We start from the raw sequence: 26,181 nt of genomic DNA on the forward strand, positions 1-26,181 counted from the left end.
GCCCATCCCACCAGCTCGGTCGCCGACTAGCCATTCAGATGGGTCTTAAATAATTGTGTGATTGTTCGCCAGAATTATGCGCTTTGAGGTTAATCCAAGCGTTCGGCGTAAGTCGTGACGAGATACGCCACCGCCTCGCTATCCGCCGGGTTGCGGTAGCTGTGCAGTTGGTCGGCGTAGAACAGGATGGAGTCGCCGGTGCCGAGGAGGAAGCGTTCTTCGTTGACGCTGATTTCCAGCACGCCCTGGGCGACTACGAGGTTTTCCTGGGTGCCCGGTGCGTGGCCGGTGGAGTGTTCGGTGGCCAGGCCCTTCAGGCGCAGTTCGTAGAATTCCACCTGGCGCGAGACGTCGAAGGGGAACAGTGCGCGGCTGACGAAGGCGCCGTCGCCGCTGACCAGGCGCTTGCTGTCGCGCGCGGGCAGTACGGCCACGCCTTCGAAGGCGCGGTCGTCGAGGAAGGCGGCGACCGAGACCTTCAGGCCCTGGGCGATCTTGCACAGCACCTTGATCGACGGGACGCTGCGCCCGGACTCGATCTGCGCGAGCATGGTACGGCTCACGCCGCAGAGGCGGGCGAGGCCGTCGAGGGAGAGGTTGCGCTTGGCACGCAGGCGCAGCAGGTTGCTGGCCACGCGCTCGCCGATAGGGTCTTCGGGCGTGCCGGGCTCGGCGTCAAACGCCACGGCGGGCAGCTCCGTGGCGAGCGGCAGGCCCATGGCTCAGGCCTCGCGGCGGCCGCTGTCGCGGCTTTGCTGGACGATCTGGAAGGCGTCGTAGCCGGCGCGCTGTGCGTACAGCATCCACATCAGCTCGGCCTGGCGGCGTGCCTGACGGCGCGTGCGGTGGCGGGCGAGGTCGATGATGTTGTCGGTGCGGTCCATGGCGGCTCCAGAAGGCTTGCAGACAAGCCGGTGGCGGTGAAGTTGGAGCTAGCCTAGCCGCGATTCTGTTAGAACCAGAAATACTGAATTAGCATTTGGTAATTACTTATTCAGCTATAACGGTCGCGACGGGAAATCCGCCTGCACGGCCACCGACACGGCGTCCGGCCGCCAGAATTCCTGGTCGAACTCCACCAGCAGGCCGTCTTCTGCGTAGTTCAGCCGTTCCAGCACCAGGTTGCTGGCGCCCGAGGCCAGTTGCAGCAGCTCGGCCTGGTCGTCGTTGACGGTGCCCAGGCGCAGGTTCAGCGTGCAGCGCGTCTGCACCTTGCCGAAGCGCTCGCGCAGTACGGTGGTCAGCGAACGGTCCAGGCGCGCGTCGAGCAGGTCCGGGCACCAGCTGGCGAGCAGGGTGTTGATCTCCACCAGCACCGGGCGGCCGTCGATCAGCCGGCGGCGGTGCAGGCGGAACACCGGTTCGTCCGGCGAGGGCAGGCCCATGCGCGCGGCCAGCCAGGCACCGGCGCGACGGCGTTCGGCGCTCAGCAATTCGGTCAGCGGCTCGCGGCCTTGCCGGCGAACGTAGTCCATGAAGCTGACCAGCCGCGTCGGGTCGTAGTCGATGCGCGGCGGGCTGAGGTACCAGCCGCGGCGGTTCTCGCGGTAGATCAGGCCCTCGGTTTCCAGCTGCTGCAGGGCCTGGCGCAGGGTCACGCGGGTGCACTCGAAACGCTCGGCGAGGTCGCGCTCGGGCGGCAGCTTCTGCCCGGCGAGGAAGCGCCCCTGGGCGATGTCCGCAGCCAACTGGTCGCGGATACGCGCGTAGTGCGGCGGGATGGCCTGGTAGAGCATGGCGGTCCTCAGGAGTTGCCGGCCAGTGCCGGAGCGCTGGGCGGTTGGTCATGCAGTTCGCGCTGCCAGGCCAGCAGGCCGTAGATCGCCAGCACCACGAAGCCGGCGTAGAGCCCGGCGGTGAGGTAGAGCGCCTTGTAGAGGAATACCCCGGTGTAGAGAACGTCGAGGATGATCCACAGCCACCAGCTGGCGACGTATTTGCGCGCCGCCCAGAAGCTCGCCACCAGGCTGAAGGCGGTCAGCGCGGCGTCCATCCAGGGCAGGGCGGCGTCGGTGTGGGTGTGCATCGCCCAGCCCAGGGCGAAGGCGCCCAGCGCACCGGCCAGGCAACTGGTGATAGCGGTGGAGAGGGGCAGGCGTTCGACACGCACCTTGCCGTGGTCGCTGCCGCCCTTGCTCCATTGCCACCAGCCGTAGAACTGCAGCACCACGAAGACCAGCTGCAGGAGCATGTCGGAGTAGAGCTTCACGCTGAAGAATATCCACGCGTAGAGCAGCACTGCCACCACGTTCACCGGCCAGCACCAGCGGATGCGCCGGGCGGTAAGCCAGACGCCGAGCACGTTGACGATCACCGCGATGATTTCCAGAGCAGACATCTTGCGCTTACCTCAGAAGTTGACGCTCGCCGTCAGGCGAGCCGTGCGCGGCGCACCCTGGAACAGGTAGCCGTCGCCGAAATATTCACCGACATCGCGCCAGTAGCGCTTGTCGAACAGGTTGTCGACGCTCAGCCGCAGCACGGTCGGGTAGTCGCCGATGCGCGTGCTGAAGCGTGCCCCGGCGTCATAGACGGTGTAGCCGCCGACCTCCACCGCGCCATCGCGGTCGGCGTACTTGGCACCGCTGTAGCGCGCCGCGCCGAGCAGCGAAAGCCCCGGCACGCCGGCCAGCGCATAGTCCGCCTGCAGGCTGGCGCGCAGGCGCGGGACGTTGATCGCCTGGTGCCCTTCGTAGTCGTCGGTACCGCTGTTGACCACCCGCGAGCGGATCGCCGCGACGCTGCCGCTCAATTGCAGCGCGGAGGTTACCCGGCCACTGGCGGACAACTCCAGCCCGCTGTTCTTCTGCTGGCCCTGCTGCACGTAGGTGAAAGTGCCGTCGCCGTTGGGCCGGGCGAACTGGTACGCCTGGTGGATCTGGAACAGCGCGGCGCTCCAGTCGAAGCCGGGCAGTTCCTGCTTGATGCCGAACTCGACCTGGCGCGAGGAGGTGGGCGCCAGGGTATCGCCGGCATTGCTGGCAAACCACGGCGCTTCGCCGCCCAGCGACAGGCCCTTGCTGTAGCTGCCGTAAATCGAGATGTCCGCGCGCGGTTTGAAGATCACCGCGCCGTTGGGCAGGAACTCCGTGCGGCGGGTATGCCGGGTGGTGTCGCCGTCGCTGTCGAAGGTGCGTTCGTCCAGGCGCACCTGGCGCCCGCCCAGCACGACCTGCCATTGGTCATTGAAGGAGATGCGGTCGCTGGCGAACAGGCCGTACTGGCGGCTGTCGAGGTGGCGATAGCTGTGGCCGGGCTCGCCGTCGAAGGGCTCCACCGCGCCGATGCCGGTGTAGATGTTGCCGGTGCCGACCCATTCGTTGAGCTCTGGGCGGCTGTCCAGCACACGGCGGAAGGCCGAGGTGCCGACAGTCAGCTCGTGGCGTAGCCAGCCGGTGGCGAACTGACCGTGCAGGGCGGCTTCCAGCTCGTCGTTGCGGCGGGTGTCGTCAGGGCTGCGGAAGTCGTAGAGGTCGTAGTCGCCCTCCGGGCTGAAGTAGTTCGGCACGGCGGAATCGGCGCAGCTGGCCGCGCCGTAGCAGCCCCACGGGAAGGCGCTGTAGTCGTCGATCACCACCTTGCTGCGCGAGGCGCTGAGGGTGCCGGTCCAGGCATCGTCGAAGCGGTACTCGAAGCGCGTGTTGAGGTTCAGCGATTCGATGCGCACCGGGTCGGCCCAGCTCTGGTAGCCGAGGCGGTCGTGCGGGTCGATGCCGTGGGGCAGCTGCGTGCCGCCGAGCAACTGGTAGCCGGGTGCCGAGGGCTGGCGACGGTTCTGGTATTCAGCGTCGAACTGCCAGAGGGCGTTGGGCGAGAGGTTCCAGTCCAGGGCCAGGGAGGCGAAGTCACGATTGCCATCGGTGTGGTCGATGTAGGAGCGCAGGTCCTCGTGGGCCAGGTTCACCCGTACGCCGACGGTCTGTTCGCTGCCGAGCCAGGCGCCGACATCGGTAGCGACATAGCGGCCGCCTTCGTCGTCGGTGCCGAGGGTCACCGAGCGCACGTCCTGCGGTCGCTTGGTGACGTAGTTGATCACCCCGCCGGGTTCGGATACGCCGCTCTGCAGGCCGGACAATCCCTTTAGCACCTCGACCTGCTCCTTGTTCTCCAGCGCCACGTTCTGCTCGCCGGTGATGGTGCGGCCATTGATCTTGTAGCTGCTGGCGGCGTTGAGCGAGTAGCCGCGGATCTCGAAGTTCTCGTAGTAGCCCACCGGTGCGTAGGCCTCGCCGGTGGAGGCGTCGTTCTTCAGCACGTCGCTGAGCAGGCGCGCCTGCTGGTCCTTGAGCAGGGCCTGGTTGAACACCGAGATGGACGCTGGCGTGTCCAGCAGCGGGGCTTCGCCGAAGCCGCCGACCGAGGCGCGATTGCTGGCGTAACTCTCGGTGTCGTGGCCGATCACCGTGACAGTATCCAGGGTCGTGACGTCTTCGGCGTGGCCGGGACCGCTGGCCAGCAGCACGGCCAGGGTCAGCAGGCTGAGGGAGAATCTCGTGCGCGCGGGGCGCGGCAGGTACTGCATGGAACGCTCCTGAAAATCGCCGGGGCGTGCGCCGGGAATGCACGGGGCCGAGCCCCTCCCGCGCGAAACGGATGGCCTTGGATGTGAAACGGGTTGGCCCGTGGAGGGGCTGTCAGGCCGGAGATGCTCCGGTGGTCAATGGCAGGTTGGGCTCTGCGGCCCATTCCTGCAGCGAGCCGTCGTAGATCGCGACCCGCGTCTCCCCGGCCAGAGTCAGCGCCAGGGCGAGGGCGGCGGCGGAGATCCCGCCACCGCAGTACAGCAACAGCGGCGGGTCGGCCCGGTGCAGCCCGGCGAGGGCCTCATCCAGTGCCGCGCCGCGCCGGTAGTGGCCGTGGTCGTCGAACAGGGTGCGCGCCGGCAGGTTGCGGCTGCCGGGAATGTGCCCACGGCGGGCGTAACGGGTGACGGCGCTGCCGTCGAACAGGGCGGCGGACAGGGCGCAGACCAGCGTGCCGTCAGCTTTGCCAGCCACGACTTGCTCAACGTCGTGGCGGTCGATCCAGAAGCCCTCCCGGTACTTCGCCGGGCTCGATAAAGTGCCGCTTTCCACCTCGACAGATTCGCCTTGTTGCAGCGAAAAACCGGCAGCGATCCAGGCGCGCAGCCCGCCATCCAGCACAGCCGCGTCGATGCCCAGACTGCGCAACATCCACCACAGGCGCGCCGCCCAGAAGCCGTCGCTGCGGTCGTAGATCACGATGAGCGAATCGTCGTGAATGCCCAGTTTCCGCAGGGCATCCTTCGCCCGTTGCGGGTCAGGCAGGGCGAAACTGAAGGACGCTTGCGGATCGGCCAGGTCGTTGAGCAGATCGGCATGGCGTGCGTCGCGAATGTGCCCGGCGAGCCAGCCTGCGTGGCCGCTCTCGACGCGGTAGTCGCCGTCGGACTCGGGTGCGGCCAGCTCCACGCTGGCATCCAGCAGGCACAGGCGCGGGTCGTCCAGGCTGGCGGCCAGCCAATCGACGGTGACGAGGGGCTGGTTCATCTCAGTTCACCCTGGCGGCCAGTTGGCGAAGGTGATTCAGCAAGCGCTGGCCTTCGGCTTCGAGGAACCAGCGGGTGTGGCCGATCAGGTAGTTGTCGTAGGCCAGCGAGGCGCTCTCGGCCGAGCCGAGGATGCCGTGGAAGTAGATGACTTCGGATAGCGCGAAATCCGCGTGCACCAGCGGCAGCAGCGCCGCCAGGGCGAGCAGGTCGTCGCGGCTCAGCGGGCGTACGCTGGCATAGCCTTGCAGCAGGGCGTCCAGTGCATCGAGGTCGGCGACGGCGGCGCGGCCCTGGTCCAGCTCCAGCCAGGGCACCAGATTGCGCTCGATGGCGGTGGCCAGGTCGAACAGCGCGAAGCTGCGGTCGCTCAGGCCGAAGTCCAGCACCGAGACCACCTGCGCCTGCGGGCCGTCCTCGCTCCATAGCAGGTTGGAGGCATGCCAGTCGTTGTGGGTCCACAGCGCCGGCTGGCGTTGCAGGTAGGGCAACAGTTCGCGTTGCAGCGGCAGATGCACCTCGCTGAGCGTCTCCTTCCAGGGACGTGCCTGCAGGTACTCGGCGAGGGCGGGCGCCCGCTCGAAGGTTGCTTCGATGGCGGCCAGCGGGTCCGGCGCGCCGAACAGTTTCAGGTTGCTCAGCAGCACGCCGGCAGTGCGCGAGGGTGCGTCGAAACCTTCGGCGGCGCGGTGCAGTTTCGCCAGCGCGGCGCCGGCAGCGAAGGCATGAGCGTTGTGCTGGAACGGCGTCCAGGACAGCGCATCGCGATACAGGTCCAGGCCTTGGGCTTTCTCGTGGACTTCGTAGGTCCAGCCGTCGTGTTCGATGGCGCTGTGGCCTTGCCGATCACGCAGTACCTGCGCCACGGATGCGCCGCGTCGGGCCAGGTGATCGAGGAAGGCGTGTTCCTCCGCCAGCCATGCCGCCGTGCGCACGCGGGGCGAGTGGCGTTTGACGAACAGCGTGCCGCTGGCGGACTCCACCAGCGCGGCGGCGGAGAAGGGCCGGGGGCTGTGCCAGGTCAGGCGTGCCCCGTCGCCGGCTCCCGGAAAGTCAGCGAGCAACGCGCGGACTTCCGCTTCGGTCAGCGCCGGCCAGTCGGCTTCCACCGGCTCCAGGCCCATGCCGTGGCTCAGGCGTTTCGTCATGTTGGGGTCTCCACTTGCCAGGCATTGTTGGTGGCGCCGCGCCAGATTTCCGGGTCGCGCAGCACACCGTATTCATGCAGCCACTGGGCGTAGGGCTGCAGCAGCTCTTCGCGCTGTTCGCCCCAGCGGCCCTGATGCAGCCAGCTGGGCGCGATGCGCCGCAGCGATTCTGCCAGCATCTCGCGGGGAAAGTAGGGAATGGTACGTTCGTAGACTGGTAGTGCGGCTTCCGGCTCGGCCGCTGCCGCGAGGAATCCGCGCGCGGTGACCGCGAGGAAACGCCGTGCGATGTCGGCGTTGGCGTCGAGCCAGTCTTCCCGCGCGCCGAGCAGGTAGCTGTGGTAGGGCGGGGCGCCGATCTCGTCCACCGGCAGCACTACGCGGCGCTCATTGGCGATGGGGCTGGGCAACAGCGCCTCCCAGGCCCAGTAGCCGCCGAAGCTGGCATCGGCGAGGCCGGCGGCCAGGTCTTCGAGGCGCAGCTCGCGGAAGCCGGCATCCACCAGCTCCACTGCATCGGGATCGCCGCCGTCCTGGCTTACCAGATGGCGCACCATCGCCAGGCCGCGCGGCGTGGGGTTGAGCGCCAGGCGCTTGCCCTGCAGGTCGCGGGGGCGGCGGATGCCGCTATCCGTGAGGGTCTGGATCGACTCCAGGCCGCGATGGTTGATCGCCGCCACGCCCAGCAGCGGCTGGCCCAGCTCGCGGCGCACCAGCAGTCGGTTGCTGGGGAATACGCCGAACGCGGCGGCGCCGCGCGCCAGGTGCTCCAGGGTGTCGCCGTGGTAGGGATCGTGCACCACCAGCTCCACGTCCAGCCCGGCCTCGCGGTACCAGCCGCGTTCACGGGCGAGGTAGAAACCGGCCGAGTTGGGCCAGGGGTGGAAGTATTCGAGCATGACCCGCAAGGCAAACATGGAACCTTTCTCCGAAACGGCCAGCGGCCGATGACTGCGATGGGGCGTATTCCACGGCAGATGATTTGGTATATACCAATATGATTTTCACTGGTTTTTATAATTTTAAAGTATAAAAATCCTCATGGCGGACTAAGAGTCCACTGCACGATTTCAACTCCGAGTATCCGCACGCATCGCTCTGGCGTGGGAGTCCGGGAGTTATGACCTCATGCGATAAAGGTATTTAGAGCGATGAGTGGCCGTCGCTAGAGTGTCGACCTGTTTTTCACTGCCCGGCCTCTCCATGACTGACTCCCGCTCGCAACTCACCCGGCAGATCATCGAAGCCGGCCGCTTCCTCTACGGCAGGGGCTGGTCGCCGGCCACCAGTAGCAACTACTCGGCGCGCTTGGCCGCCGACCGCGCGCTGCTTACCGTTTCGGGCAAGCACAAGGGCCAGCTTGGCGAAGACGATGTGCTGGAAACCGATCTGGCCGGCAACAGCCTGGAGCCGGGCAAGAGGCCTTCGGCGGAAACCCTGCTGCACACCCAGCTCTATGCCTGGCGCGCGGAGATCGGTGCGGTGCTGCACACGCATTCGGTGAATGCCACCGTGCTGTCGCGCCTGACGCGGGGGGATCGCCTCGAGCTGGAGGACTACGAGCTGCAGAAAGCCTTTGCCGGCGTCAGCACCCATGAAGGCCGCGTGACCGTGCCGATCTTCGATAACGACCAGGACATTGCCCGTCTGGCGACGCAGGTGCAGCCCTGGCTCGATGCACATCCGGACTGCCCCGGCTACCTGATTCGTGGCCACGGCCTGTACACCTGGGGAGCGCGCATGAGCGATGCGCTGCGCCAGGTGGAGGCGTTCGAGTTTCTCTTCGAGTGCGAGCTGAAGGTGCTGAGCCTGCGCTGAACCGCCTAAGTCGCTTCGACCGGCTCGGAACGGAAAGCGACCACGCGATTGCGCCCGCCGTTCTTGGCCTGGTACAGCGCGCTGTCGGCCGATTGCAGCAGCTCGGCCCAGCCGGTCGGGCTGAACCGCGAGGTGCTGGCCACACCGATGCTCAGCGTGATGACGCCCAGCGGGCCGTGTTCGTGAGGCACGGCGAGGGCCTGCAGGCCGGCGCGGATGTGTTCGGCCAGCTCCAGGGCGTCGGCCTCCTCGCTGTCGCCCAGGAGCACGACGAATTCCTCGCCGCCGAAGCGCGCCGCGCAATCGGCCGGGCGCCGGGTCCATTCGGCGATCACCTGCGCCACCGTCTTCAGTGCGGCGTCGCCGGCGGGGTGGCCATAGTGGTCGTTGTAGGCCTTGAACTTGTCGATATCCATCAGCATCACCGACAGCGCCGCGCCACTGCGCTGGTAGCGCGACCACTCGTGGCCGGCACGCAGGTCGAAGGCGCGGCGGTTGTTCAGGCCGGTCAGCGGGTCGGTGCTGGCGGCCAGCCGCAATTCGGCCTCCTGGCGGTCGCGCTCACGCATATGGCGCAGGGCAATCAGCGCCAGGCCGAGCACCGTGCCATCCAGGGCGAGGCCCAACAGGGCGATCAATCCGCCGCGCCAGTACCAGTCCTCGTAGATCTCCGTCGAGGGCAGGGCCACGCTGAACACCAGCGGGTAGCCTTCCACCGGGCGGAAGTCATGCCAGCGCTTTTCGCCATCGCTGCCGATGTCGAAGAAGGTCTCCTCTCCGCTGGCGAGGTAGCGCTCGAAGGCGCTGGCCAGGGTGCCGGCGGGCGGCGAATCGGGCCAGCGCGCGAGCAGCGTGCCATCGCGCATGTGCAGGCTGACCGTGCCACCTTCCCCAAGGTTCAGGCCGCTGAAGAGCTCGCGGAAGTAGTTCAATTCCAGGTTGGCGCCAACCACGCCGGCAAAACTGCCGTCTTCGCGTTCCAGGCGTCGGCTCAGGGCGATGCTGCTGCGGGCGTTGCTGGAGTAGGGAATGTAGGGGTGGCCGATGAACAGTTGGTTGCCGCTGGCCTCGCGCTGGGCCTGGAAATACTCGCGCTCGGAGAGATCGATACGCGCGGGGATTTCCTTGCCGAAGTTGAACGTGGCCACGCCCTGGGCATTGGTGATGAATACCGAGCCCATGCCATGGGTCGGGGCGGTGTAGTCCTTGAGCAGAGACTCGCGCACCTCGCCGGAGAGTGCGCGCACTTCGGGCTGGGCATGGGCGTGCACCACGGCCATCAGGGTCATGTCGTAGAGGTCGAGGTTGCGCTGAATGTCGCGCTGCACCAGCAAAGCAATGTTGTGGCCGTTGGCGCTGGCGACTTCCAGGGCGTCGTGGCGCATTTCCAGGATGGCCCAGAGTGACAGGGCGCTGATGGCGGCGGTCAGGCCCAGGCTGCTGGCCAGGAGGGTACTGGAGCGGTGGATCGGCATGCCGGTATCCATACGAAAGCGCAAGTGGAGGGCTGCGCGCAGGCGCGTGCCTCAAGGCATATAGCAGCAATCTGCCGGGTTGTCCGGAAGCCAGAGCAGGGTGGCAGCATTTTTCGGGCAAAAAAAATGCTGCCTGGAACAGGCAGCATTCATGGGTCACGCACCATTGGTGACTGGGTTCAGTTTGCTGGCGCGAGATTAAGCTTTGATGAAGGTGCGTTCCTCGGTACGTTGCGCGCACGCTCAGCATGAAGTTGCGCGGGGCGCCGTAGACGTTGCCGTAGGTCGAGGTGCCGACCGCCTGGTAGTCAGGGCCTCCAGTGTTTCGGGTTTGCGCCTTACGATGCTGAAGCAGAAGTCGACGTTGTCGATGTAACTCATCAGTTCATCGAGCTTGCCCGCATCGCCCTGGACCTTGGCTTGCACGGCATGACCTGCAGTGGGGCAGGCCATGCCGGGGCATCGGGTTACTTGTGCTTCAACTGCTCGTAGGACTTGACCATGTCCCGCGCCCAGCCATCGAGCAGGGCCTTAGCGTCGTTGGCGGTCATGACCTGGGAGGAGTTTTCCAGCTCGGTGCCGGCGCCCTTGCGCACCACCTGGGCGACCACCGTGCCGTTGCTGCCGTCGAGGAAAGCGGCTTCGGTGGCGATGCTGGTGTCCTGGTCGCGGATACCGGTAGCGGTGCTGACGCCGGCGGCGATCAGCGCAATCGGAATCACCTCGTAGGGCTGCAGGCCCTTGGTTGAAGCACTGACGGCGGTGATCGCCGGCCGCACGATCAGCACGCCCGGGCCGGGGCCGCTGGCCAGGGGCAGGGCCTTGGAGAATTGCGTCTGCAGCGCCTGGTCATAGTACTTGGTGATGCCTTCCAGGGTGCTCTGCGGGATCTTCTCGCTGGGTTGTGGTTGCGGATAGAGCTGGCTCGGCTCGACGTACACACTGGTGAACTGGCTGACGTCGATGCCAGGTTTGATCCAGCGCATCACCGGCGCGCCGGAGGGAGATTTCTCTTCCTTGAGCACTTTGTAGTCTTTGAGGAAGCCGGAATAGTTCTCCGGCTCCACGTACTTGCTGGCGCAACCGGTGAGGGTCAGGGTGGCCACGCACAGCGGCATGGCCAGGAGTTTCCAGTTCATTGCATTGCTCCTTTTGGGCGGTACTGCATCGATAGTGTCGGGGCCGCGCTCTTGCCGGCGCGTTGCTCTTGCTCAGAATCGCCAGGTCGCACCGCCTCCAATGATGTGCAGGGCAGCGTTGCGGTAAGTGCCGGAAAGCGTTTCGCCGGAGCGCGATTTGGTTTGCTCGACATCCATGTCGCCCATCCAGACCAGGGTGTAGGCAAGGTGCAGGTCCAGCCCTTCTTCGAGCTGGTAGTTGACCCCGGTCGCCACGCGCCAGGCCTCACCCATCGGGTTGTCGACGGTGCGGTCCTTGTCGTCCACTGCCGAGCTGTCGTAGCCCAGGCCCATGCTCCAGCGCAGCCGCGGGTTGGCCTGGTACTGGGCTCCGATGGAGGCGTGCCAGGTGTCCTTGTATTGACGGTCGACGGTGCGATCCACCCCACCTGCGTTGGCGTCCACGTCCACGCCGATCTCGCCGAACTCGCTCCAATCCTGCCAGCCCAGGCTGCCCAGCAGCTTCCACTGCGGGTCCAGCTGGTGGGCGATGCTCAGGGTCGCCGTCTGCGGGATATTCACGTCGAGCTCCAGCGAGCTCACGTCCAAGCGGTTCAATGCGGCATTGATGATCGGGTTGCTGACCTTGCGCACGTCCGGGCTGTCCTCGAACTCCAGTTTTACCTTGCTGGTGTAGGCAAGGCCGATCTGGGTGCTTTCGCTGAGGCTGTAGAGCAGGCCGAGGTTGGCCCCGACGCCGACGTCGGTGTCCTTGAACTCCAGTTGGCCGTCGGGGTTGTCGCGCAGGCCGAGCAGGTTGTTGTTGATGGCCATCTCGGTGCGGTAGTAGCCGTAGACGATGCGCGGGCCGATGCCGATGGTGAGGTCATCGGTGAACTTGTGCGCGATGGTCGGTTGGAACGACACGCCGATGATGGCCGTTTCCTGACTGAAATAGCGGCCTGCCCAGTCGTCGTCGTAATTCAGTGCCAGGCCGAAGTTGCCGTACATGCCGAAGCCGACGGCCGAGCGGTCGTCGATCTGGTGACTGATGAACAGGCTTGCGCCCGGCAGCCACTCAAGGGCATTGCCGCCTTCGTTGCCGTCGAACTGGTTGTTGCCGTCGCGCGAGAAACGCAAGTCGCCAAGGATGACCTGGGCATTGGCGCTGACCTGTGTGCCCTTGAGCTGCGCGATGCCGGCCGGGTTGCTCATCAGCACACTCGGATCGGTGGCCAGTGCAGCTGCCCCTGCGTTGGCCAGGCCCATGCCTTCCTGCCCGGCTTCGTAGATCATGATGCCGCCGGCAGAGGCGGAGCTGGAAAACAGCACGCAAAGCGATGTCGCAACGAGGGCGCGGCAGGCCTTGTTAGTACCTGGTCGTTCTTTTGTCATCGAGCATCCCCTGCTGATCCCTGGCTGGCGTGCACGGCGTTGCAGCCCGTGAAAGGCACTCGCTCCGAATGCGGTCTGGAGACGTCGAGCTCGCAATCCCTGGGGGATTCGGTCGTAGCGATGAGCCTAGATAACGAGTCGGGATATGCAACCTGGGTTTTGCTTCAACACGCGATTAATACGTGGTCCACGACACAAAAATGCGCGTGACGAGTAGCCCTCCAGTCCGCTGCCCTCGATTGCTCGCTATTGAGGCCTCGCCGCCAGGCTTCATGGCGGTTCTGGCAGAGCGGCGCCTGGCGAGAAAGGACCCATGCCTGCGAAGGGTTGGTTCTGTGGTGTGCGCCTTGCGCTGGGGGCTGCGCGTCGGTCAGCATGCCGGCCGCCACTTTTCGAAAAGACTGACCGCTCATGCGCCGCCTGCCTTCACTCACCGCCCTGCGCACCTTTGAGTCCGCCGCCCGCCACGCGCATTTCGGCCGCGCCGCTGCCGAGCTGTGCGTCACCGACAGCGCGGTCAGCCACCAGATTCGCCAACTGGAAGAGCAGTTGGGGGTGACGCTGTTCGAGCGCCAGGGCCGCCAGGTGCAGCCCACCGCCCAGGCGCGGCGCTTGCTGCGCAGCCTGCAGCAGGCTTTCGAGCTGATCGGCACGGCGTGCGATGAGCTGCGCGACCCCGGCTCCCAGGCGCAACTGCACATTGCGGTGACGGTAGAGCTGGCGCAGAAATGGTTGGTTGGCCGGCTGGCGGACTTTGCCGAGCGGTACCCGGAAATCATCCTGCATCTGCATGAGCAGCCGCTGGAGGCGCCAGGCCCGGCTGCCGAGATGGACCTGGCGATCATCTATGGCACCGGCCCGGCGGATGCCAGCAGCTATTTCGTGCGGCCGCTGCCGACCCTGCAGTTCTTCCCGGTGTGCAGCCCCGGCCTGTTCAACCAGTCGCCGCTCAAGCACCCGCGCGACCTTGCCCGCCATTGCCTGCTGCACGACGATCAGGACGGTAAGTCCTGGACCGCCTGGCTGACTACCCACGCCAGTGACATCCGCCCCAACCGCCATGTCTACCTCGGCCATGCCGGGCTGACCATGGAGGCAGCAGTGCGCGGGCAAGGTGTGGCCATCGGCGACAACCTCACCAGCGCCGAGGACCTGGCCAGCGGCCGGCTGGTTCGGCCCTTCGCCGCGCAGATCACCTCGCTGGGGCAATACGCCCTGGTCTGCGAGCGCCTGCGCCTGGAGAAGCCGGCGGTGGCGGATTTCATCGAATGGTTTACCGACCAGCTCAACGACATGTGAGTACGCCGCCGGAGCTTCTTTTGTAGGAGCGAGCTTGCTCGCGAACCCGCTTGACGCCATTGCCCAGGAGAAGAGCCGTTCGCGAGCAAGCTCGCTCCTACAGGTCAAGGCTGCGGGTATTTTTCTATCGTTGATGGCTCATCATTTTTCCTGTGAAATGATGAGTTCAATTCAGGTATTCCGCGAAATTCATCATTGGTTTCCGCCACGGCGGGCCGGCAACCTGGGGCCATTCCACCCCTGAATCCGGAGAACCCCAATGTCCCGCACTCACTCGACAATGCCCAAGGCCGACGGCTTCCGCCTGCCCGGCGAATTCGAACCCAAGGCCCGCTGCTGGCTGGGCTGGCCGGAGCGGCCGGATGTCTGGCGCAATGGCGGCAAGCCGGCGCAGAAAGTCTGGGTAGAAGTCGTGAGTGCGATCGCCAGCAGCGAGCCGGTCACCGTCTGCGCTTCCGCCGCGCAATACGCCAATGCCCGGCGCATGCTCCCCGAACACGTGCGCGTGGTGGAAATGACCTGCAACGACACCTGGTTCCGCGACAGCGGCCCGGCCTTCCTGGTCAATGGTGAAACGGGCGAGATGCGCGGCGTGGACTTCCAGTTCAACGCCTACGGCGGCCTCGATGGCGGTCTCTACTATCCCTGGGACAAGGATGATCAGATCGCGCAGAAAATCCTTGAGATAGAAGGATTCGATCGCTATCGCGCGTCGATCATCGCCGAGATGGGGAGCATCCGCAGCGACGGCCAGGGCACTCTGCTGACCACCGAGCAATGCCTGCTCAACCCTAATCGCAACGCTCACCTGGGCAAGGCGGAAGTGACCCGCAGGCTCTGCGACTACCTGGGCGCCGAGCACGTCATCTGGTTGCCGCGCGGCTGCAAGTTCGACGAGACCGACGGCCACGTCGACGACCTGGCGTGCTTCGTGCGGCCGGGCGTGGTGGTGATGCAGTGGACGGACGACCGCAGTGACCCTCAGTGGGAAATCTACCAGGAGGCCTACGACGTGCTGCGCAGCGCCCGCGACGCCCGTGGCAATGCGCTGGAGGTGCACAAGCTTCCGCAGCCGCAGGTGCTGGAGTGGACCGCCGCCGAAGCCGAGGGCCTGGACCAGGTCGATGGTAGCTTCGACCGCCAGGAGGGCACGAAAATCTGCGCCTCCTATATCAACTTCTACACCGGCAATTCGGCCATCGTCATGCCGTTCTTCAACGACCCGAACGACCGCATCGCCCAGGGCGTGCTGGCCGAACTGTTCCCGGGCAAGCGCGTGATCGGCATCGATAACTCGCGGGAGATCCTCCTGGGCGGCGGCAACATCGGCTGCATCACCATGCCCCAGTACGCGGCGCCGGTGCGCCGCGGCTGAAGTTACCCCACGGCGTGCCCGGTGCGGCCGCGTTGCTCACATCAGCGTGAATCAGCCCAGCCGCAGCGGGTCGCCACCGGCAACCGTGCGATCCATCAGGCGGATGCTGTCGCGGCCGCCACGCTTGGATTCGTAGAGCGCGGCGTCGCCTTGCTCGATCAGCGCGGCCAGGCTGGCCGGCGGCTGGTCGAACAGGTTGGCGCCGATGCTCAGGGTCACCGCCTGGGGCGTGGGGAAGTTCTGCGTGGCGGTGACGTGGAACTGCTCGCGCAGCTTGTCGGCCAACTCCATGACCTGCGCACCGGCGACATTGCTCAGCAGGATGACGAACTCGTCACCGCCCAGACGTGCCGCCACCGCGCGCTCGGGCAGCAAGGCTCGGATCATCTCGCTGAGCGCCACCAGCAGGCGGTCGCCGGCGGTGTGGCCGTGCAGGTCGTTGACCTGCTTGAAGTTGTCGATATCGATCAGCAACAGTGCGCCGGGGCGCTCCGGGGAGATGTCCTCGAACACGCGAGGCGCTCGGACTTCCAGCGCACGGCGGTTGTACAGGGCGGTCAGCGGGTCCCGCGCGGCAAGACGTGCGATGCGCTTCTCGCGGCGGTAGCGCTCGCTGCCGGTCATCGATAGGGCAATCAGCATCACCGCCATCGCGCCTTCCACCAGGGAAATCTGGATGATTTCGCCACGGAAGGCGGCCAGGTCGATCAGCGTGCCGGGGATGATTACCGTCGCGCCCTTGGCCAGATAGAAGGCGCCGTGCACCAGCATCACGTAGCGCAGCTGTACCGCGCCCACGCTCAGGGATTTTCCGTGGGGTCGCAGCAGGTAGCTGGCGCGCAGGGAGAGCAGGGCGACCAGCCAGGAGTTGGCCAGCAGCATCAGCTTGGACCACAGCGGGCCGCCTTCGGGCAGCGCCAGCAGTGCCGCCCATACGAGAGGTACGAGCAGCCAGCCCCGCGACAGCCGCGCTTCGGTGAACTTCGCCACGCCGCTGAGGAAGAACCAGTGCGCCAGCACCAGCAGGCCGTTGGCGAACCAGATGCCCACCAGCAGGTAGCCGCTCATGCGCAGCAGGGCGAGGGTGGAGCCGATGGTGATGGTGGCAAAGCCTGCGCTCCAGAACAGCAGGGAGCGTTCGCGCACGCTGCGCCATTCGATGGCCAGGTACAGCGCTGCGGCCGCAGCGAGGGCGACCGTGATGGTCAACATGGTGGGTGGGTCGAGCGCCATTTTCTAACCGTACTGCACTTGCGGTGAAAAACCGTGATTGTAAGCGCCCTTGGTGGCTTTCCGGTACGCCGAGCGACTTCATCCGGTCGGTTTCAGGCCGCCTGCTACGGGCTTTGGCGCCGCTGGCGAGCCCGACACCCGCTTTGGTCGCATTGCCAGTGAGGCCATTGGCCAGCACACTGCGCAGGTTTGCGAGTGTTTGCAGTGGGGCTGGGAGGCCCGACACCATGGAAAAGCCGTCGCGCCGGCGCTGGAGCCCACTCTGGTTCCTGATCGTAGTCGCCAGTTACCTGATTGCCATCCTGTTCACCGTGGCCCTGGCGGGGCTTGGCTGGATTCTCTTCTCCGGTGGACTGGACATGACCGTGGTGAAGGAGCGCCGCTACCTGTTGCTGGGCAGCGGCGGCCTGATGCTGACGGTATCGGCCTACATCCTGCTGATGTCGATTCCCACGAGCTTCATCTCGACAATCCGTCGGGACGGATCCTGACGCGCCGGGAGCTGCCGAGCGCCGGGAACACGATGTAACTTCTTGATCCCGCGCAGGAGGCGCGTAGCCTGGGCGGTGTATCGTGCGGCGGCGACTCGCAGCGACAGACTGCCAGCGCCTCAGGAGCCCGTGTCATGCCCGAATCGATGAATTTCAACCGCGCGCTGGTGGAGAAGTACGACCGTCCCGGCCCGCGCTATACCTCCTATCCCACCGCGCCGCAGTTCCATGCTGCCTTCGCCGCCGACGACTATCGCGCGGCCGCCCAGCGCAGCAACCACCCTGGCAACGGGAGCGCGGCCAAGCCGCTGTCGGTGTACATCCACATCCCGTTCTGCAAGAGCCTCTGCTACTACTGCGCCTGCAACAAGATCATCACCCAGAAGACCCACCGCGCCGTGGAGTATCTGGATTACCTCAAGCGTGAAATCGCCATGCAGGCGGTGCTGTTCGACGGCACTCGCAAGCTCACCCAGCTGCACCTGGGCGGTGGCACGCCGACTTACCTCACCAGCGAGCAGCTGGGCGAGGTGATGGACAGCCTGCGCCAGCACTTCAACCTGGATGAGAGCGATGCCCATGAGTTCTCAATCGAAGTCGACCCGCGCACCATCAGCCGCGAGCGCATTGCTGAACTGCGCGCCCAGGGCTTCAACCGGCTGAGCTTCGGCGTGCAGGATTTCGACGAGCAGGTGCAGCAAGCGGTCAACCGCGTGCAGAGCGAGCAGCAGGTTTTCGACCTGGTGCAGGCGGCCCGCGAGGCGAAGTTCAAGTCGGTCTCGGTAGACCTGATCTACGGCCTGCCGCTGCAGACCGTGGCGAGCTTCGATACCACGCTATCCAAGATCATCGCCCTGCGCCCCGACCGCATCGCCGCCTACAGCTACGCCCACCTGCCCGAACGGGTACGCGCGCAGCGGCTGATCCGTCGTGAAGACATGCCGCCACCGGAGCGCAAGCTCGAATTGCTGGAACTGACCATCCAGCGCCTGACCGAGGCGGGCTACGTCTACATCGGCATGGACCACTTCGCCCTGCCGGATGACGAGCTCACCGTGGCCCGCAGCAACGGCACTCTGCAGCGCAACTTCCAGGGTTACTCGACCCATGCCGATTGCGACCTGATCGCCCTGGGCGTGTCGTCCATCAGCAAGGTCGGCGATACCTACGGGCAGAACGTGAAGGAGCTCTCGCAGTACTACGCGCGGATCAATGAAGGCCTGTTGCCGGTGCACAAGGGCTATCGCCTGACCGAAGACGACCGCCTGCGCCGCGACGTGATCAGCGCGCTGATGTGCCATGGCCGAGTGGATTACGCCCCACTGGAAGAGCGCCACGGCATTCGTTTCGGCGAGTACTTCGAGGATTCGCTGCAGCAGTTGCGGGAGCAGGTCGGCGACGGCCTGATCGAGCTGCATGACGACGCGCTGGTGCTGCTGCCCCAGGGCCAGTTGATGATGCGCAGCGTGGCCATGGCCTTCGATGCCTACCTGGGTGGCGGGCAGCAGGAGCGCTTTTCGCGGACCATCTGACGCGGCTGCCGAATGCACAACGGCCCGCCATCGAGGCTGGCCGTTGTGTTTTCACCGCTTAGCGGCGGTCGACCCAGACGGTCTGTGCGTTGCAGAACTCGCGCACGCCGAAGTGCGACAGTTCGCGACCGAAGCCGCTCTTCTTCACACCACCGAAGCCGACGCGGGGATCGCTGGCGCTGTAGCCATTGATGAACACGCCACCGACATCCAGCTCGGCGGTCATCTGCCGGGCGCGGGCGAGATCCGCGGTGAACACCGTGGCGGTCAGGCCGAAGTCACTGTCGTTGGCCAGCTCCAACGCGTGGCGGGCATCCTTGGCGCGGATGATGGAAGCCACCGGGCCGAACAGCTCCTCGCGGAACGAGGTCATGTCCGGGGTGACATCGGCCAGCACGGTCGGCTGGTAGAAGTTGCCCGCACCGTCGGCCTTGCCGCCGCCAAGCAGCAGGGTGGCGCCTTCAGCCAGGGTGCGCTGCACCTGGTCATCCAGTTCGTCGCGTAGGTCGAAGCGAGCCATGGGGCCGATGTAGGTCTGCGCCTGGGTCGGGTCGCCCATCGCCAGTTCGCGGGTTGCCGCGACGAAGCGTTCGGTGAAAACGTCGGCGATGCTGTCCTCGATGATGAAGCGCTTGGCCGCGGCGCAGACCTGTCCGGAGTTCTGGAAGCGCCCGGCGACGGCGGCCTTCACGGCCACCTCGAGGTCGGCGTCGGCGAGCACGATGAAGGCGTCCGAGCCGCCCAGTTCCAGCACGCACTTCTTCAGCGCAGCACCCGCCTGGGAGCCGATGGCGGAGCCGGCGCGCACGCTGCCGGTAACGGTCACCGCGGCGATGCGGTCATCGCGGATGGCCTGGGACACCAGGTCATTGCCGACGTTGATCACCTCGAAGGTGCCGGCCGGGAAGTCCGCCTGCTGGAACGCCTGCTGCATCAGGTAGGCACTGCCCATGACGTTGGGCGCGTGCTTGAGCACATAGGTATTGCCCGCCAGCAGCGCCGGCACCGCCCCGCGCAGCACCTGCCAGATCGGGAAGTTCCACGGCATCACCGCGAGGATCGGGCCCAGCGGGCGGTACTCGATCCAGGCGCGCTCATGCTCAACGCTGGTCGGCTCCGGGGCGAGCATCTGCGGGCCGTTGGCTGCGTACCAGTCGCACAGGCCGGCGCACTTCTCCACTTCGCCACGGGCCTGGGTGATGGGTTTACCCATCTCGGCGGTGATGCTGGCGGCGAGCACATCGGCATTGGCGCGCAGGGCTTGGCCGAGGCGCACCAGGGCCGCAGCGCGCTGTTCCAGCGGGGTGCGCTTCCAGGTGGCGTAGCCCTGGGCCGCGCGGGCCAGGGATTGCTCCAGCGCCTCGACGGATTCGAAGGCGTAGCTGGCGATCACCTCGCCAGTGGCGGGGTTGCGGGAGATCGCGTGGGTCTGCGGGGAAATGCTCATGGCTCGCTCCTGGAAGGTGGGTGGAAGGGGAGTGACGCCAGTTTCGCGTTGAATCATGCTTATGAAAACTGAATAATAATGATGATTACGCTCTCGTATGGAGAATGAAATGGACCTGGTCCAGCTGGAAATCTTCTGCGCCGTGGCGGCCCACAAGAGCATCGCCGCGGCCGCCCAGGCCATGCACCGTGTGCCCTCCAACCTGACCACGCGGATCAAGCAACTGGAGGCGGACCTTGGCGCCGACCTGTTCATCCGCGAGAACAACCGCCTGCGCCTGTCCCTGGCCGGGCACGACTTCCTTGTCTATGCCTCGCGCATCCTGGGCCTGGTGGAAGAGGCGCGGGTAGTAGTGTCCGGTAAGGAGCCCACCGGCCGCTTCCCCATCGGCTCGCTGGAGAGTACGGCGGCGGTGCGCATCCCGCGCCTGCTGGCGCGCTACCACCAGCAGTATCCGAAGGTGGAGCTGGACCTCTCCACCGGGCCTTCGGGCGACATGATCGATGGGGTAATCGCTGGCGAGTTGATCGCCGCCTTCGTCGACGGGCCGATCAAGCACCCGGCATTGGACGGCGTGCCGGTGTTCGATGAGGAAATGCTGGTAGTTGCGCCCTCGCATCACGCCGCTATTCATCGTGGGAGCGATGCGGACGGCGAGATGATCTACGTGTTCCGCGACAACTGCTCCTACCGCCATCACTTCGAGCGCTGGTTCGCCGCCGACGGCGCGGCGCCCGGCGCGATCCGCGAGCTGGAGTCCTACCACAGCATGCTCGCTTGTGTGAGCGCCGGCGGTGGCCTGGCGGTGATGCCGCGCAGCATGCTGAGCAACATGCCCGGCAGCGCCTCGGTCAGTGCCTGGCCGATGGTTGGCGACTTTGCCCGGCTGAACACCTGGCTGATCTGGCGCAGCGATTCACGTTCGCGCTCGCTGGAGCTGTTCCGTCAGTTGGTGGAGGAGCAGGCGGCGGCGCTGGATATGGCCGGGGGCTGAGTTGCCTGATCAGCGCTTTTGAGGTCCGTCCTTGCGGCTCTCGCGCATTTTTCGACGTAGCGCGTAGGCCACTCCTGCGCCGAGAATCCCGCCCATCAGCGTGGCAAGCAGCTCCGCCAGCAGACCCATGGCGCTGGCGACGCTCATGGACTGCAGGTAGTTGCCCAGTTCCGGCCAAAGCGCCAGCCAGAGGCCGACGAAGAACAGCACCAGGTCGTACCAGAGGCCGCTGACGCCGGCCGGGCGGTAGCCGCGCACGAACAGGATGAATGCACTGAAGACCAGCGCCAGGAGCAGGACGCCGAGGAACTGGCTGAGTGCATCGGGCCCGGACATCATCTTAGCCCTCGCCGCTGCGCAGGCGCAGGCACTGGCCGCTGTGCAGGCCCAGCCGCATCTCGTCCAGCAGCGCCTCGGCGTAGGAGAGCGCCAGGGCGGAGTCCTGGGAGGAATCGCCGCCGGCACGGCTGAAGTCGTCTATGCGTAGGCCTCCGGGCATTGGCGGGGCTTCCACCAGCGTCCAGTCCAGGCCGCTTACCTCCAGGCTGCGGGCCAGACCGGCGCCGAGCTGTTCCTGCTGCGCATCGGCGGGTTCCACCAGCCAGCTCCAGTGGCCGACCAGCAGCAAGCGCGGTACTTCCGCGCGCAAGCATCCGTCGATCAGCGCGCCGCACTGCGCCGGGAGGGCCTCTGCGGGCTGGTCGTCGAGGAAGGCGAATACGGCAGCCAGCCCCGCTACGGCTTCGCTGACCACAACTGATGACTCCAGGCTACCCAGCTTGCAGCGCAGGCCGGGGCGGGCGCGCAGGCGGTTGAGGTCGTCGAGCAGCACGGTTACCTCGTGCTGACGCTGCAGGGCGCCGGCGATCAGCGCCTGGCTGAAGCTGCCCGTGGGGTTGAACAGCCCAAGCTTCAGGGTCGGGGTTTCCAGGTTGTGCATGTGGACTCCTTCGACGGATGCGACCTATGCATATCGAAGGAGGTGGCGGGCAAGGGTTCCGTCCAATTGCGCCAATGGCGTTACGGGCTAATCGTCGTTGCCTGGTAGGAGCTGGGCACCACGCCCAGGCTGCGGCGGAACATGCTGGTAAAAGCGCTCGGGCTGTCGTAGCCCAACTCCAGCGCCACGCGGGTGACCGGGTTGCCTGCTGCGAGACGGGTGACGGCGGCGAGCAGGCAGGCCTGCTGGCGCCAGGCGCCGAAGGACAGGCCGGTCTGCTGGCGGAACAGCCGACTGAAGGTGCGGGTGCTGCAATGCAGGTCGGCGGCCCAATGGTCCGCAATGACACCGATATCCGGCGCTCGCAGGAAGTTCCGGCAGAGCTCCGCCAACTGCGGGTGCGCCGGCAGCGGCGCGAACAGCGGCAGGCTGGGGGCCTGGCGCAGTTCGTGGAGCAGCAGGCGGATCAGGTCGCCGTCGCGGCCGCTTTCGTCGTGCAGCGCCGGCACCTCGACGCTGGCCAGCAGCAGGTGATGCAGCAATGGCGAGACGGTCAGCGCCTGGCACAGCAGGGTGTCACGCACCGGCACGCGCGGGTCGATGTAAAGGCTGCGCGTGCTCACGCCGCGCATCAGTACGCGATGCTGCTTGCCGGCGGGAATCCACACACCGCTATAAGGCGGAATCACCCAGGCGCCGTCTTCGGTCTCCACCTCCATCAGCCCGCTCATGCCATAGAGGAACTGCGCGCGGCGATGGGCGTGGGGCTTGAGCAGCGTGCCGAGCGGATAGTCGGTGCCGATGGCGAGGACGTCTCGGTCGACATCATCGACGCTGGCGAGGGGGATGTTGAGCATGGCGGCGAATCTGGCTGAGTCGCGATGATTATTCTTCAATCATCCCGAAATGGCCAACAGCGATGCCGCTGACCTATACGGAAGGCTTTGTGTGGACAATTTGCCGTAGGATCAGGCCGACATGACTTGCCAGGAGGCGACTATGGGTACCCGAGGAAACGACCGTCAGATCGACAACATCGAGTTCAACGTCAACGATATCGCGCGCAGTAAAGCCTTCTACGGCAGTGCTTTCGGCTGGACCTTCACCGACTACGGCCCCACTTACACTGAATTCAGCGACGGCCGCCTCACTGGCGGCTTCACCACCGGCGAGCCGGTGCGTCCCGGTGGCCCGCTGGTGATCCTCTATGCCGACGACCTGGAACAGACCCAGGCCCGCGTGCAAGCCGCCGGCGCGACCCTCAGTCGCGCAACTTTCGCCTTCCCCGGCGGCCGGCGCTTTCACTTCATCGACCCGGATGGCTATGAGCTGGCGGTGTGGTCGGCGGACTGAGTCGTCTGCGCGAGATACCGCCGTATCTGCGGGGCAGCCGAAGACCCAAGGCTAAGCCGGGGCAGCCTCGGCCTCCGGGGCGCCAGCGCCTGTCTGCCCGTCTCATTTCCAGTCGTTGCGGATATGCCGGAGTCGTTCCTGCATGCCTTGGCTGGCGCCGGGCCCATGGCTCAGTGCGCAGTCTTCCCATGGCACGATCTGCCCCGATTCGGGATTGACCATCATGGGTTGCAACACCTCGCCTGTTGCCTTTTCCACTACCTGGACGCTGGGTGCTTCCTCGGCAAAGTGCTTGTTGCCCCAGGCGATGAGTGCGAAGAGCACGGCCTTCAGGTCCCGCCCGCACTCCGTCGGGATGTACTCGTAGCGCAAGGGCCTTGTGTTGTAGGCGCGCTTTTCCAGTAATCCCGCCTCCACCAATGCATTGAGCCGGCGGGTAAGCATGTTCGGTGCGATCTCCAGGCTTCTGGAGAATTCATCGAAGCGCGTCAAGCCGTGCAGGGCATCGCGCATGATCAGCAGGCTCCACCACTCGCCCACGTGTTCGAGACTGAGCGCCACAGGGCACTCTGCATCTTTCATTGTCTTGCGTTGCATGGCGATTCTTCGCGCTCGTGGTCGGGATTGTCGTATTGGATGTTACTTTCATTATGATAGTGACGTCATCAGTACAACAGGGTAGCAGCCGCGAAGGAGTGGCCTCGATGAGCAAACGTATCGTTGTGACAGGAATGGGCGCCGTTACACCGCTGGGTTGTGGCGTGGAGCTGGTATGGGAGCGCCTGTTGGCGGGCAGGTCGGGCATTCGCCAGCTTCCGGAGTCGCTGATCGGTGACCTTTCGGTGCGAATCGGTGGCCAGGTGCCGACTCCTGAAGAGGATTCGGAGGGCGGGTTCGACCCGGACCTGGTGCTGTCCGCTAAGGATCAGCGCAAGGTGGATCGCTTCATCCTCTTTGCGCTGGCGGCGGCGGAGGAGGCGCTGGCGCAAGCGGGATGGAAGCCCGCCACAGCGCAGGACCAGGAGCGCACCGCAACCATCATCGCGTCGGGTATCGGTGGTTTCCCGGCGATCGCCGATGCGGTGCGGACGACCGACAGCAAGGGGCCGCGTCGCCTGTCGCCGTTCACTATTCCCTCGTTTCTGAGCAACCTGGCAGCCGGCCAGGTTTCCATTCGCCATGCTCTGAAGGGGCCGTTGGGGGCGCCGGTCACTGCCTGCGCGGCAGGCGTCCAAGCCATCGGCGATGCAGCCCGCATGATCCTGGCCGGTGAGGTGGATGTGGCGCTGTGTGGCGGGGCGGAGGCGGCCATCCATCGCGTCAGCCTGGCCGGTTTTGCGGCTGCGCGGACCTTGGCCAGCGATTTCAATGAAAGTCCGGAGACGGCCTCGCGCCCCTTCGATGAGGCGCGCGACGGCTTCGTGATGAGTGAGGGGGCCGGCCTGCTGGTCATCGAAGAGCTTGAGCACGCCTTGGCGCGCGGGGCCAAACCCTTGGCCGAGCTAGTGGGTTATGGCACGAGTGCCGATGCCTACCACATCACCTCCGGCCCCGAGGACGGCGATGGGGCTCAGCGGGCAATGAGAAAAGCCCTGCAACAGGCCGGCGTAGCACCAGGCCAGATAGGCCACCTGAATGCCCATGCAACCTCGACTCCGGTTGGCGACAAGGCCGAGCTGGCGGCCATCAAAGCGGTCTTCCAGGGGGCAGCGTCGCCGATCATCAGTGCCACCAAGTCTTCCACGGGGCATTTGCTGGGAGCGGCGGGTGGGATCGAGGCGATTTTCACCGTGCTGGCGCTGCGGGACCAATTGGCACCGGCGACGCTCAACCTGCATACCCCTGACCCATTGGCTGCAGGGCTTCGCCTGGCAACCACCAGCCCACAAACGCTGCATACCGACTACGCACTCTCCAATGGCTTTGGATTTGGCGGCGTCAATGCCAGTGTGCTGTTCCGCCGCTGGTCGAACGAGTGATTCCTGGGCGGCCGAACAGCAAGCAGATCACTGCTGTTGGCCGCCTTGATCCTCGAGCTCCCCAGCTGACTTTGGTGCTACTTCATCGACCCGGAAGGCTGAGAGCTGGCGGTGTGGTCGGCGGACTGCCCCTTGACCTGTTCTATGTAGCGTCGCACCACCGGTGATTTCTCGAAGCGCCGGTGCAGCAGTGACAGCCAGGATCGCGGCCTGCAGTCGGCGAGCGGACGGTAGTTCACCTGCGGCAGCTGTACCCGGCGGACCACCGATTCCGGAACGATCGCAATGCCACGGCCCAGGGACACCAGGGCGATCACCGCGACGAGGCTGCCCGGCTGCTGGCCCAGGTTCGGGGAAAAGCCGCCGGCGCTGGCGACTTCCAGCGTGCCGGAGATCTGCTCTGGAAGGATGAAGGTTTCCCCGCTCAGCCTGGCGGCGCGAATCTCCGGCAGTTCGTTGAGGCGCGAGGCGGCGGGGAGGGCGAGAACGAAGCCTTCCTCCTGCAGCGCGATGGCTTCCAGCTCCTCCGGCAGGTTCATTGGCGAGCGTACGTAGGCGAGGTCGAGCGCGCCGTCGCGCACCTGCGCCGGCAGTTGCGCCATGGGTGCTTCGCTGATGTCCAGGTCCACCGCCGGCAGGGCGCGGGTGAACTGCTCGACATGCTGCTGCAGCACGCCGGAATAGGCCGCCGAGGCCACGTAGCCCAGACGCAGATGCCCGGTTTCGCCCCGGCCGGCGCGCTGCGCGCCCAGTTGCGCGGCGTCGAACTGGCGCACCGCGAGTTCGGCTTCCGTCAGCAGGGCTTCGCCGGCAGCGGTCAGACGCACCTCGCGTTGGGTGCGCTGGAACAGCAGTACGCCGAGTTCCTTCTCCATGTCCTGGATCTGCCGGCTCAGGGTCGGCGGCGCGATGCCCAGCTGCTCGGCCGCGCGGGTGAAGTGGCCGTGGTGGGCGACGCTGAGAAAGTAGCGGAAATGACGGATTTCCATGTTCGTTAGTCGCAGGCTAATGACGAAGGCCGCCGTGGCTAACAAGCCCGGCGCACGCGGGCGTTACCGTGGAGGCAACACTACAA

Annotated in this window: 26 protein-coding genes; 8 read left to right on the top strand and 18 right to left on the bottom strand. The window is 65.9% G+C overall.

The features are described 5' to 3' along the window. Positions 1-89: 89 nt before the first annotated feature. From ACNFH5_RS28945 to ACNFH5_RS28980, 8 genes are all read right to left on the bottom strand, one after another. Positions 90-719 (bottom strand): helix-turn-helix domain-containing protein, encoded by a 630-nt coding sequence (locus tag ACNFH5_RS28945; protein ID WP_416752116.1) that lies wholly within the window; start codon positions 717-719, stop codon positions 90-92. Positions 720-722: 3 nt separating this feature from the next. Next, positions 723-884 carry a hypothetical protein gene (locus ACNFH5_RS28950; RefSeq protein ID WP_017519129.1) on the bottom strand — a complete coding sequence of 54 codons (162 nt, stop codon included), beginning with the start codon at positions 882-884 and terminating at the stop codon, positions 723-725. Positions 885-998: 114 nt separating this feature from the next. After that, complete coding sequence (locus ACNFH5_RS28955; protein WP_416752119.1) at positions 999-1,736, bottom strand: UTRA domain-containing protein; 738 nt, start codon at positions 1,734-1,736, stop codon at positions 999-1,001. A gap of 8 nt (positions 1,737-1,744) precedes the next feature. Further along, the gene (gene pnuC / locus ACNFH5_RS28960) at positions 1,745-2,338 is read right to left on the bottom strand and encodes a nicotinamide riboside transporter PnuC (protein WP_416752121.1); all 594 of its coding nucleotides are present in this window, start codon (positions 2,336-2,338) and stop codon (positions 1,745-1,747) included. 12 nt (positions 2,339-2,350) lie between these two features. Continuing rightward, positions 2,351-4,522, bottom strand: coding sequence for a TonB-dependent siderophore receptor (locus tag ACNFH5_RS28965; protein WP_416752123.1), 2,172 nt, complete (start codon positions 4,520-4,522; stop codon positions 2,351-2,353). 112 nt (positions 4,523-4,634) lie between these two features. Further along, positions 4,635-5,510, bottom strand: a complete 876-nt coding sequence (locus ACNFH5_RS28970) for a sulfurtransferase (RefSeq protein WP_416752125.1) — start codon at positions 5,508-5,510, stop codon at positions 4,635-4,637. A gap of 1 nt (position 5,511) precedes the next feature. After that, entirely contained in the window at positions 5,512-6,657 is a 1,146-nt protein-coding gene (locus ACNFH5_RS28975; RefSeq protein ID WP_416752127.1) for a phosphotransferase enzyme family protein, read from the bottom strand. Continuing rightward, entirely contained in the window at positions 6,654-7,574 is a 921-nt protein-coding gene (locus ACNFH5_RS28980) for an ABC transporter substrate-binding protein (RefSeq protein WP_416752129.1), read from the bottom strand. The genes ACNFH5_RS28975 and ACNFH5_RS28980 overlap by 4 nt, the downstream gene beginning before the upstream one ends. A gap of 286 nt (positions 7,575-7,860) precedes the next feature. On the opposite strand from ACNFH5_RS28980, the gene ACNFH5_RS28985 reads away from it, so the two are divergent. Beyond that, positions 7,861-8,475: a methylthioribulose 1-phosphate dehydratase gene (locus ACNFH5_RS28985; RefSeq protein ID WP_416752131.1), complete on the top strand. Its 615-nt coding sequence runs from the start codon at positions 7,861-7,863 to the stop codon at positions 8,473-8,475. 5 nt (positions 8,476-8,480) lie between these two features. Here the strand turns inward: ACNFH5_RS28985 and ACNFH5_RS28990 are convergent, their stop codons facing one another. The 3 genes from ACNFH5_RS28990 to ACNFH5_RS29000 all read right to left on the bottom strand — a co-directional run bounded on the left by ACNFH5_RS28990 (position 8,481) and on the right by ACNFH5_RS29000 (position 12,463). Beyond that, a complete protein-coding gene (locus ACNFH5_RS28990) occupies positions 8,481-9,950 on the bottom strand; it encodes a diguanylate cyclase domain-containing protein (protein WP_416752133.1) in 1,470 nt (489 codons plus the stop codon). Positions 9,951-10,417: 467 nt separating this feature from the next. Next, a complete protein-coding gene (locus ACNFH5_RS28995; protein WP_416752135.1) occupies positions 10,418-11,089 on the bottom strand; it encodes a DUF3313 domain-containing protein in 672 nt (223 codons plus the stop codon). Positions 11,090-11,161: 72 nt separating this feature from the next. Next, positions 11,162-12,463 (bottom strand): OmpP1/FadL family transporter, encoded by a 1,302-nt coding sequence (locus ACNFH5_RS29000; RefSeq protein WP_416752137.1) that lies wholly within the window; start codon positions 12,461-12,463, stop codon positions 11,162-11,164. A gap of 411 nt (positions 12,464-12,874) precedes the next feature. Here ACNFH5_RS29000 and ACNFH5_RS29005 point away from each other — a divergent pair, with 411 nt between their 5' ends. After that, on the top strand, positions 12,875-13,762 hold the full coding sequence (locus ACNFH5_RS29005) for a LysR substrate-binding domain-containing protein (RefSeq protein WP_416752139.1): 888 nt from the start codon (positions 12,875-12,877) through the stop codon (positions 13,760-13,762). Positions 13,763-14,021: 259 nt separating this feature from the next. Further along, complete coding sequence (gene aguA / locus ACNFH5_RS29010; RefSeq protein ID WP_416752141.1) at positions 14,022-15,137, top strand: agmatine deiminase; 1,116 nt, start codon at positions 14,022-14,024, stop codon at positions 15,135-15,137. Positions 15,138-15,188: 51 nt separating this feature from the next. Here aguA and ACNFH5_RS29015 read toward each other — a convergent pair whose 3' ends face one another. After that, the gene (locus ACNFH5_RS29015; protein ID WP_416752143.1) at positions 15,189-16,370 is read right to left on the bottom strand and encodes a GGDEF domain-containing protein; all 1,182 of its coding nucleotides are present in this window, start codon (positions 16,368-16,370) and stop codon (positions 15,189-15,191) included. A gap of 227 nt (positions 16,371-16,597) precedes the next feature. Here ACNFH5_RS29015 and ACNFH5_RS29020 point away from each other — a divergent pair, with 227 nt between their 5' ends. Both ACNFH5_RS29020 and hemN read left to right on the top strand, forming a co-directional pair. Beyond that, positions 16,598-16,861 carry a hypothetical protein gene (locus ACNFH5_RS29020; protein ID WP_416752145.1) on the top strand — a complete coding sequence of 88 codons (264 nt, stop codon included), beginning with the start codon at positions 16,598-16,600 and terminating at the stop codon, positions 16,859-16,861. A gap of 134 nt (positions 16,862-16,995) precedes the next feature. Beyond that, positions 16,996-18,393, top strand: a complete 1,398-nt coding sequence (gene hemN, locus ACNFH5_RS29025) for an oxygen-independent coproporphyrinogen III oxidase (RefSeq protein ID WP_416752147.1) — start codon at positions 16,996-16,998, stop codon at positions 18,391-18,393. Between the two features lie 58 nt (positions 18,394-18,451). On the opposite strand, the gene ACNFH5_RS29030 is transcribed toward hemN, so the two are convergent. Continuing rightward, positions 18,452-19,840 (bottom strand): aldehyde dehydrogenase family protein, encoded by a 1,389-nt coding sequence (locus ACNFH5_RS29030; RefSeq protein WP_416752149.1) that lies wholly within the window; start codon positions 19,838-19,840, stop codon positions 18,452-18,454. A 109-nt stretch (positions 19,841-19,949) separates the two neighbouring features. On the opposite strand from ACNFH5_RS29030, the gene ptrR reads away from it, so the two are divergent. Further along, positions 19,950-20,834 carry a putrescine utilization regulator PtrR gene (gene ptrR, locus ACNFH5_RS29035; protein ID WP_416752151.1) on the top strand — a complete coding sequence of 295 codons (885 nt, stop codon included), beginning with the start codon at positions 19,950-19,952 and terminating at the stop codon, positions 20,832-20,834. A gap of 9 nt (positions 20,835-20,843) precedes the next feature. On the opposite strand, the gene ACNFH5_RS29040 is transcribed toward ptrR, so the two are convergent. The 3 genes from ACNFH5_RS29040 to ACNFH5_RS29050 form a co-directional block, all read right to left on the bottom strand. Further along, on the bottom strand, positions 20,844-21,170 hold the full coding sequence (locus tag ACNFH5_RS29040; RefSeq protein ID WP_416752240.1) for a hypothetical protein: 327 nt from the start codon (positions 21,168-21,170) through the stop codon (positions 20,844-20,846). Positions 21,171-21,174: 4 nt separating this feature from the next. Further along, the gene (locus ACNFH5_RS29045) at positions 21,175-21,774 is read right to left on the bottom strand and encodes an NAD(P)H-binding protein (RefSeq protein ID WP_416752152.1); all 600 of its coding nucleotides are present in this window, start codon (positions 21,772-21,774) and stop codon (positions 21,175-21,177) included. 80 nt (positions 21,775-21,854) lie between these two features. Continuing rightward, positions 21,855-22,631 (bottom strand): AraC family transcriptional regulator, encoded by a 777-nt coding sequence (locus ACNFH5_RS29050; RefSeq protein ID WP_416752154.1) that lies wholly within the window; start codon positions 22,629-22,631, stop codon positions 21,855-21,857. A 142-nt stretch (positions 22,632-22,773) separates the two neighbouring features. Here ACNFH5_RS29050 and ACNFH5_RS29055 point away from each other — a divergent pair, with 142 nt between their 5' ends. After that, the gene (locus ACNFH5_RS29055) at positions 22,774-23,127 is read left to right on the top strand and encodes a VOC family protein (protein ID WP_416752156.1); all 354 of its coding nucleotides are present in this window, start codon (positions 22,774-22,776) and stop codon (positions 23,125-23,127) included. A gap of 102 nt (positions 23,128-23,229) precedes the next feature. On the opposite strand, the gene ACNFH5_RS29060 is transcribed toward ACNFH5_RS29055, so the two are convergent. Continuing rightward, the gene (locus tag ACNFH5_RS29060) at positions 23,230-23,724 is read right to left on the bottom strand and encodes a winged helix-turn-helix transcriptional regulator (protein ID WP_416752158.1); all 495 of its coding nucleotides are present in this window, start codon (positions 23,722-23,724) and stop codon (positions 23,230-23,232) included. A gap of 107 nt (positions 23,725-23,831) precedes the next feature. On the opposite strand from ACNFH5_RS29060, the gene fabF reads away from it, so the two are divergent. Next, on the top strand, positions 23,832-25,106 hold the full coding sequence (gene fabF / locus ACNFH5_RS29065) for a beta-ketoacyl-ACP synthase II (RefSeq protein WP_416752160.1): 1,275 nt from the start codon (positions 23,832-23,834) through the stop codon (positions 25,104-25,106). A 77-nt stretch (positions 25,107-25,183) separates the two neighbouring features. Here the strand turns inward: fabF and ACNFH5_RS29070 are convergent, their stop codons facing one another. Next, on the bottom strand, positions 25,184-26,095 hold the full coding sequence (locus ACNFH5_RS29070; RefSeq protein ID WP_416752162.1) for a LysR family transcriptional regulator: 912 nt from the start codon (positions 26,093-26,095) through the stop codon (positions 25,184-25,186). Positions 26,096-26,181 lie beyond the last annotated feature (86 nt).

It is taken from the genome of Pseudomonas sp. NY15435 (assembly GCF_048068295.1).
Classification (GTDB): Bacteria; Pseudomonadota; Gammaproteobacteria; order Pseudomonadales; family Pseudomonadaceae; genus Pseudomonas.

Bases quoted from the DNA above. Each gene is read 5' to 3' on its own strand.
- ACNFH5_RS28945 (WP_416752116.1), bottom strand. From the start codon at position 719: ATGGGCCTGCCGCTCGCCACGGAGCTGCCCGCCGTGGCGTTTGACGCC.
- ACNFH5_RS28950 (WP_017519129.1), bottom strand. From the start codon at position 884: ATGGACCGCACCGACAACATCATCGACCTCGCCCGCCACCGCACGCGC.
- ACNFH5_RS28955 (WP_416752119.1), bottom strand. From the start codon at position 1,736: ATGCTCTACCAGGCCATCCCGCCGCACTACGCGCGTATCCGCGACCAG.
- pnuC (WP_416752121.1), bottom strand. From the start codon at position 2,338: ATGTCTGCTCTGGAAATCATCGCGGTGATCGTCAACGTGCTCGGCGTC.
- ACNFH5_RS28965 (WP_416752123.1), bottom strand. From the start codon at position 4,522: ATGCAGTACCTGCCGCGCCCCGCGCGCACGAGATTCTCCCTCAGCCTG.
- ACNFH5_RS28970 (WP_416752125.1), bottom strand. From the start codon at position 5,510: ATGAACCAGCCCCTCGTCACCGTCGATTGGCTGGCCGCCAGCCTGGAC.
- ACNFH5_RS28975 (WP_416752127.1), bottom strand. From the start codon at position 6,657: ATGACGAAACGCCTGAGCCACGGCATGGGCCTGGAGCCGGTGGAAGCC.
- ACNFH5_RS28980 (WP_416752129.1), bottom strand. From the start codon at position 7,574: ATGTTTGCCTTGCGGGTCATGCTCGAATACTTCCACCCCTGGCCCAAC.
- ACNFH5_RS28985 (WP_416752131.1), top strand. From the start codon at position 7,861: ATGACTGACTCCCGCTCGCAACTCACCCGGCAGATCATCGAAGCCGGC.
- ACNFH5_RS28990 (WP_416752133.1), bottom strand. From the start codon at position 9,950: ATGCCGATCCACCGCTCCAGTACCCTCCTGGCCAGCAGCCTGGGCCTG.
- ACNFH5_RS28995 (WP_416752135.1), bottom strand. From the start codon at position 11,089: ATGAACTGGAAACTCCTGGCCATGCCGCTGTGCGTGGCCACCCTGACC.
- ACNFH5_RS29000 (WP_416752137.1), bottom strand. From the start codon at position 12,463: ATGACAAAAGAACGACCAGGTACTAACAAGGCCTGCCGCGCCCTCGTT.
- ACNFH5_RS29005 (WP_416752139.1), top strand. From the start codon at position 12,875: ATGCGCCGCCTGCCTTCACTCACCGCCCTGCGCACCTTTGAGTCCGCC.
- aguA (WP_416752141.1), top strand. From the start codon at position 14,022: ATGTCCCGCACTCACTCGACAATGCCCAAGGCCGACGGCTTCCGCCTG.
- ACNFH5_RS29015 (WP_416752143.1), bottom strand. From the start codon at position 16,370: ATGGCGCTCGACCCACCCACCATGTTGACCATCACGGTCGCCCTCGCT.
- ACNFH5_RS29020 (WP_416752145.1), top strand. From the start codon at position 16,598: ATGGAAAAGCCGTCGCGCCGGCGCTGGAGCCCACTCTGGTTCCTGATC.
- hemN (WP_416752147.1), top strand. From the start codon at position 16,996: ATGCCCGAATCGATGAATTTCAACCGCGCGCTGGTGGAGAAGTACGAC.
- ACNFH5_RS29030 (WP_416752149.1), bottom strand. From the start codon at position 19,840: ATGAGCATTTCCCCGCAGACCCACGCGATCTCCCGCAACCCCGCCACT.
- ptrR (WP_416752151.1), top strand. From the start codon at position 19,950: ATGGACCTGGTCCAGCTGGAAATCTTCTGCGCCGTGGCGGCCCACAAG.
- ACNFH5_RS29040 (WP_416752240.1), bottom strand. From the start codon at position 21,170: ATGTCCGGGCCCGATGCACTCAGCCAGTTCCTCGGCGTCCTGCTCCTG.
- ACNFH5_RS29045 (WP_416752152.1), bottom strand. From the start codon at position 21,774: ATGCACAACCTGGAAACCCCGACCCTGAAGCTTGGGCTGTTCAACCCC.
- ACNFH5_RS29050 (WP_416752154.1), bottom strand. From the start codon at position 22,631: ATGCTCAACATCCCCCTCGCCAGCGTCGATGATGTCGACCGAGACGTC.
- ACNFH5_RS29055 (WP_416752156.1), top strand. From the start codon at position 22,774: ATGGGTACCCGAGGAAACGACCGTCAGATCGACAACATCGAGTTCAAC.
- ACNFH5_RS29060 (WP_416752158.1), bottom strand. From the start codon at position 23,724: ATGCAACGCAAGACAATGAAAGATGCAGAGTGCCCTGTGGCGCTCAGT.
- fabF (WP_416752160.1), top strand. From the start codon at position 23,832: ATGAGCAAACGTATCGTTGTGACAGGAATGGGCGCCGTTACACCGCTG.
- ACNFH5_RS29070 (WP_416752162.1), bottom strand. From the start codon at position 26,095: ATGGAAATCCGTCATTTCCGCTACTTTCTCAGCGTCGCCCACCACGGC.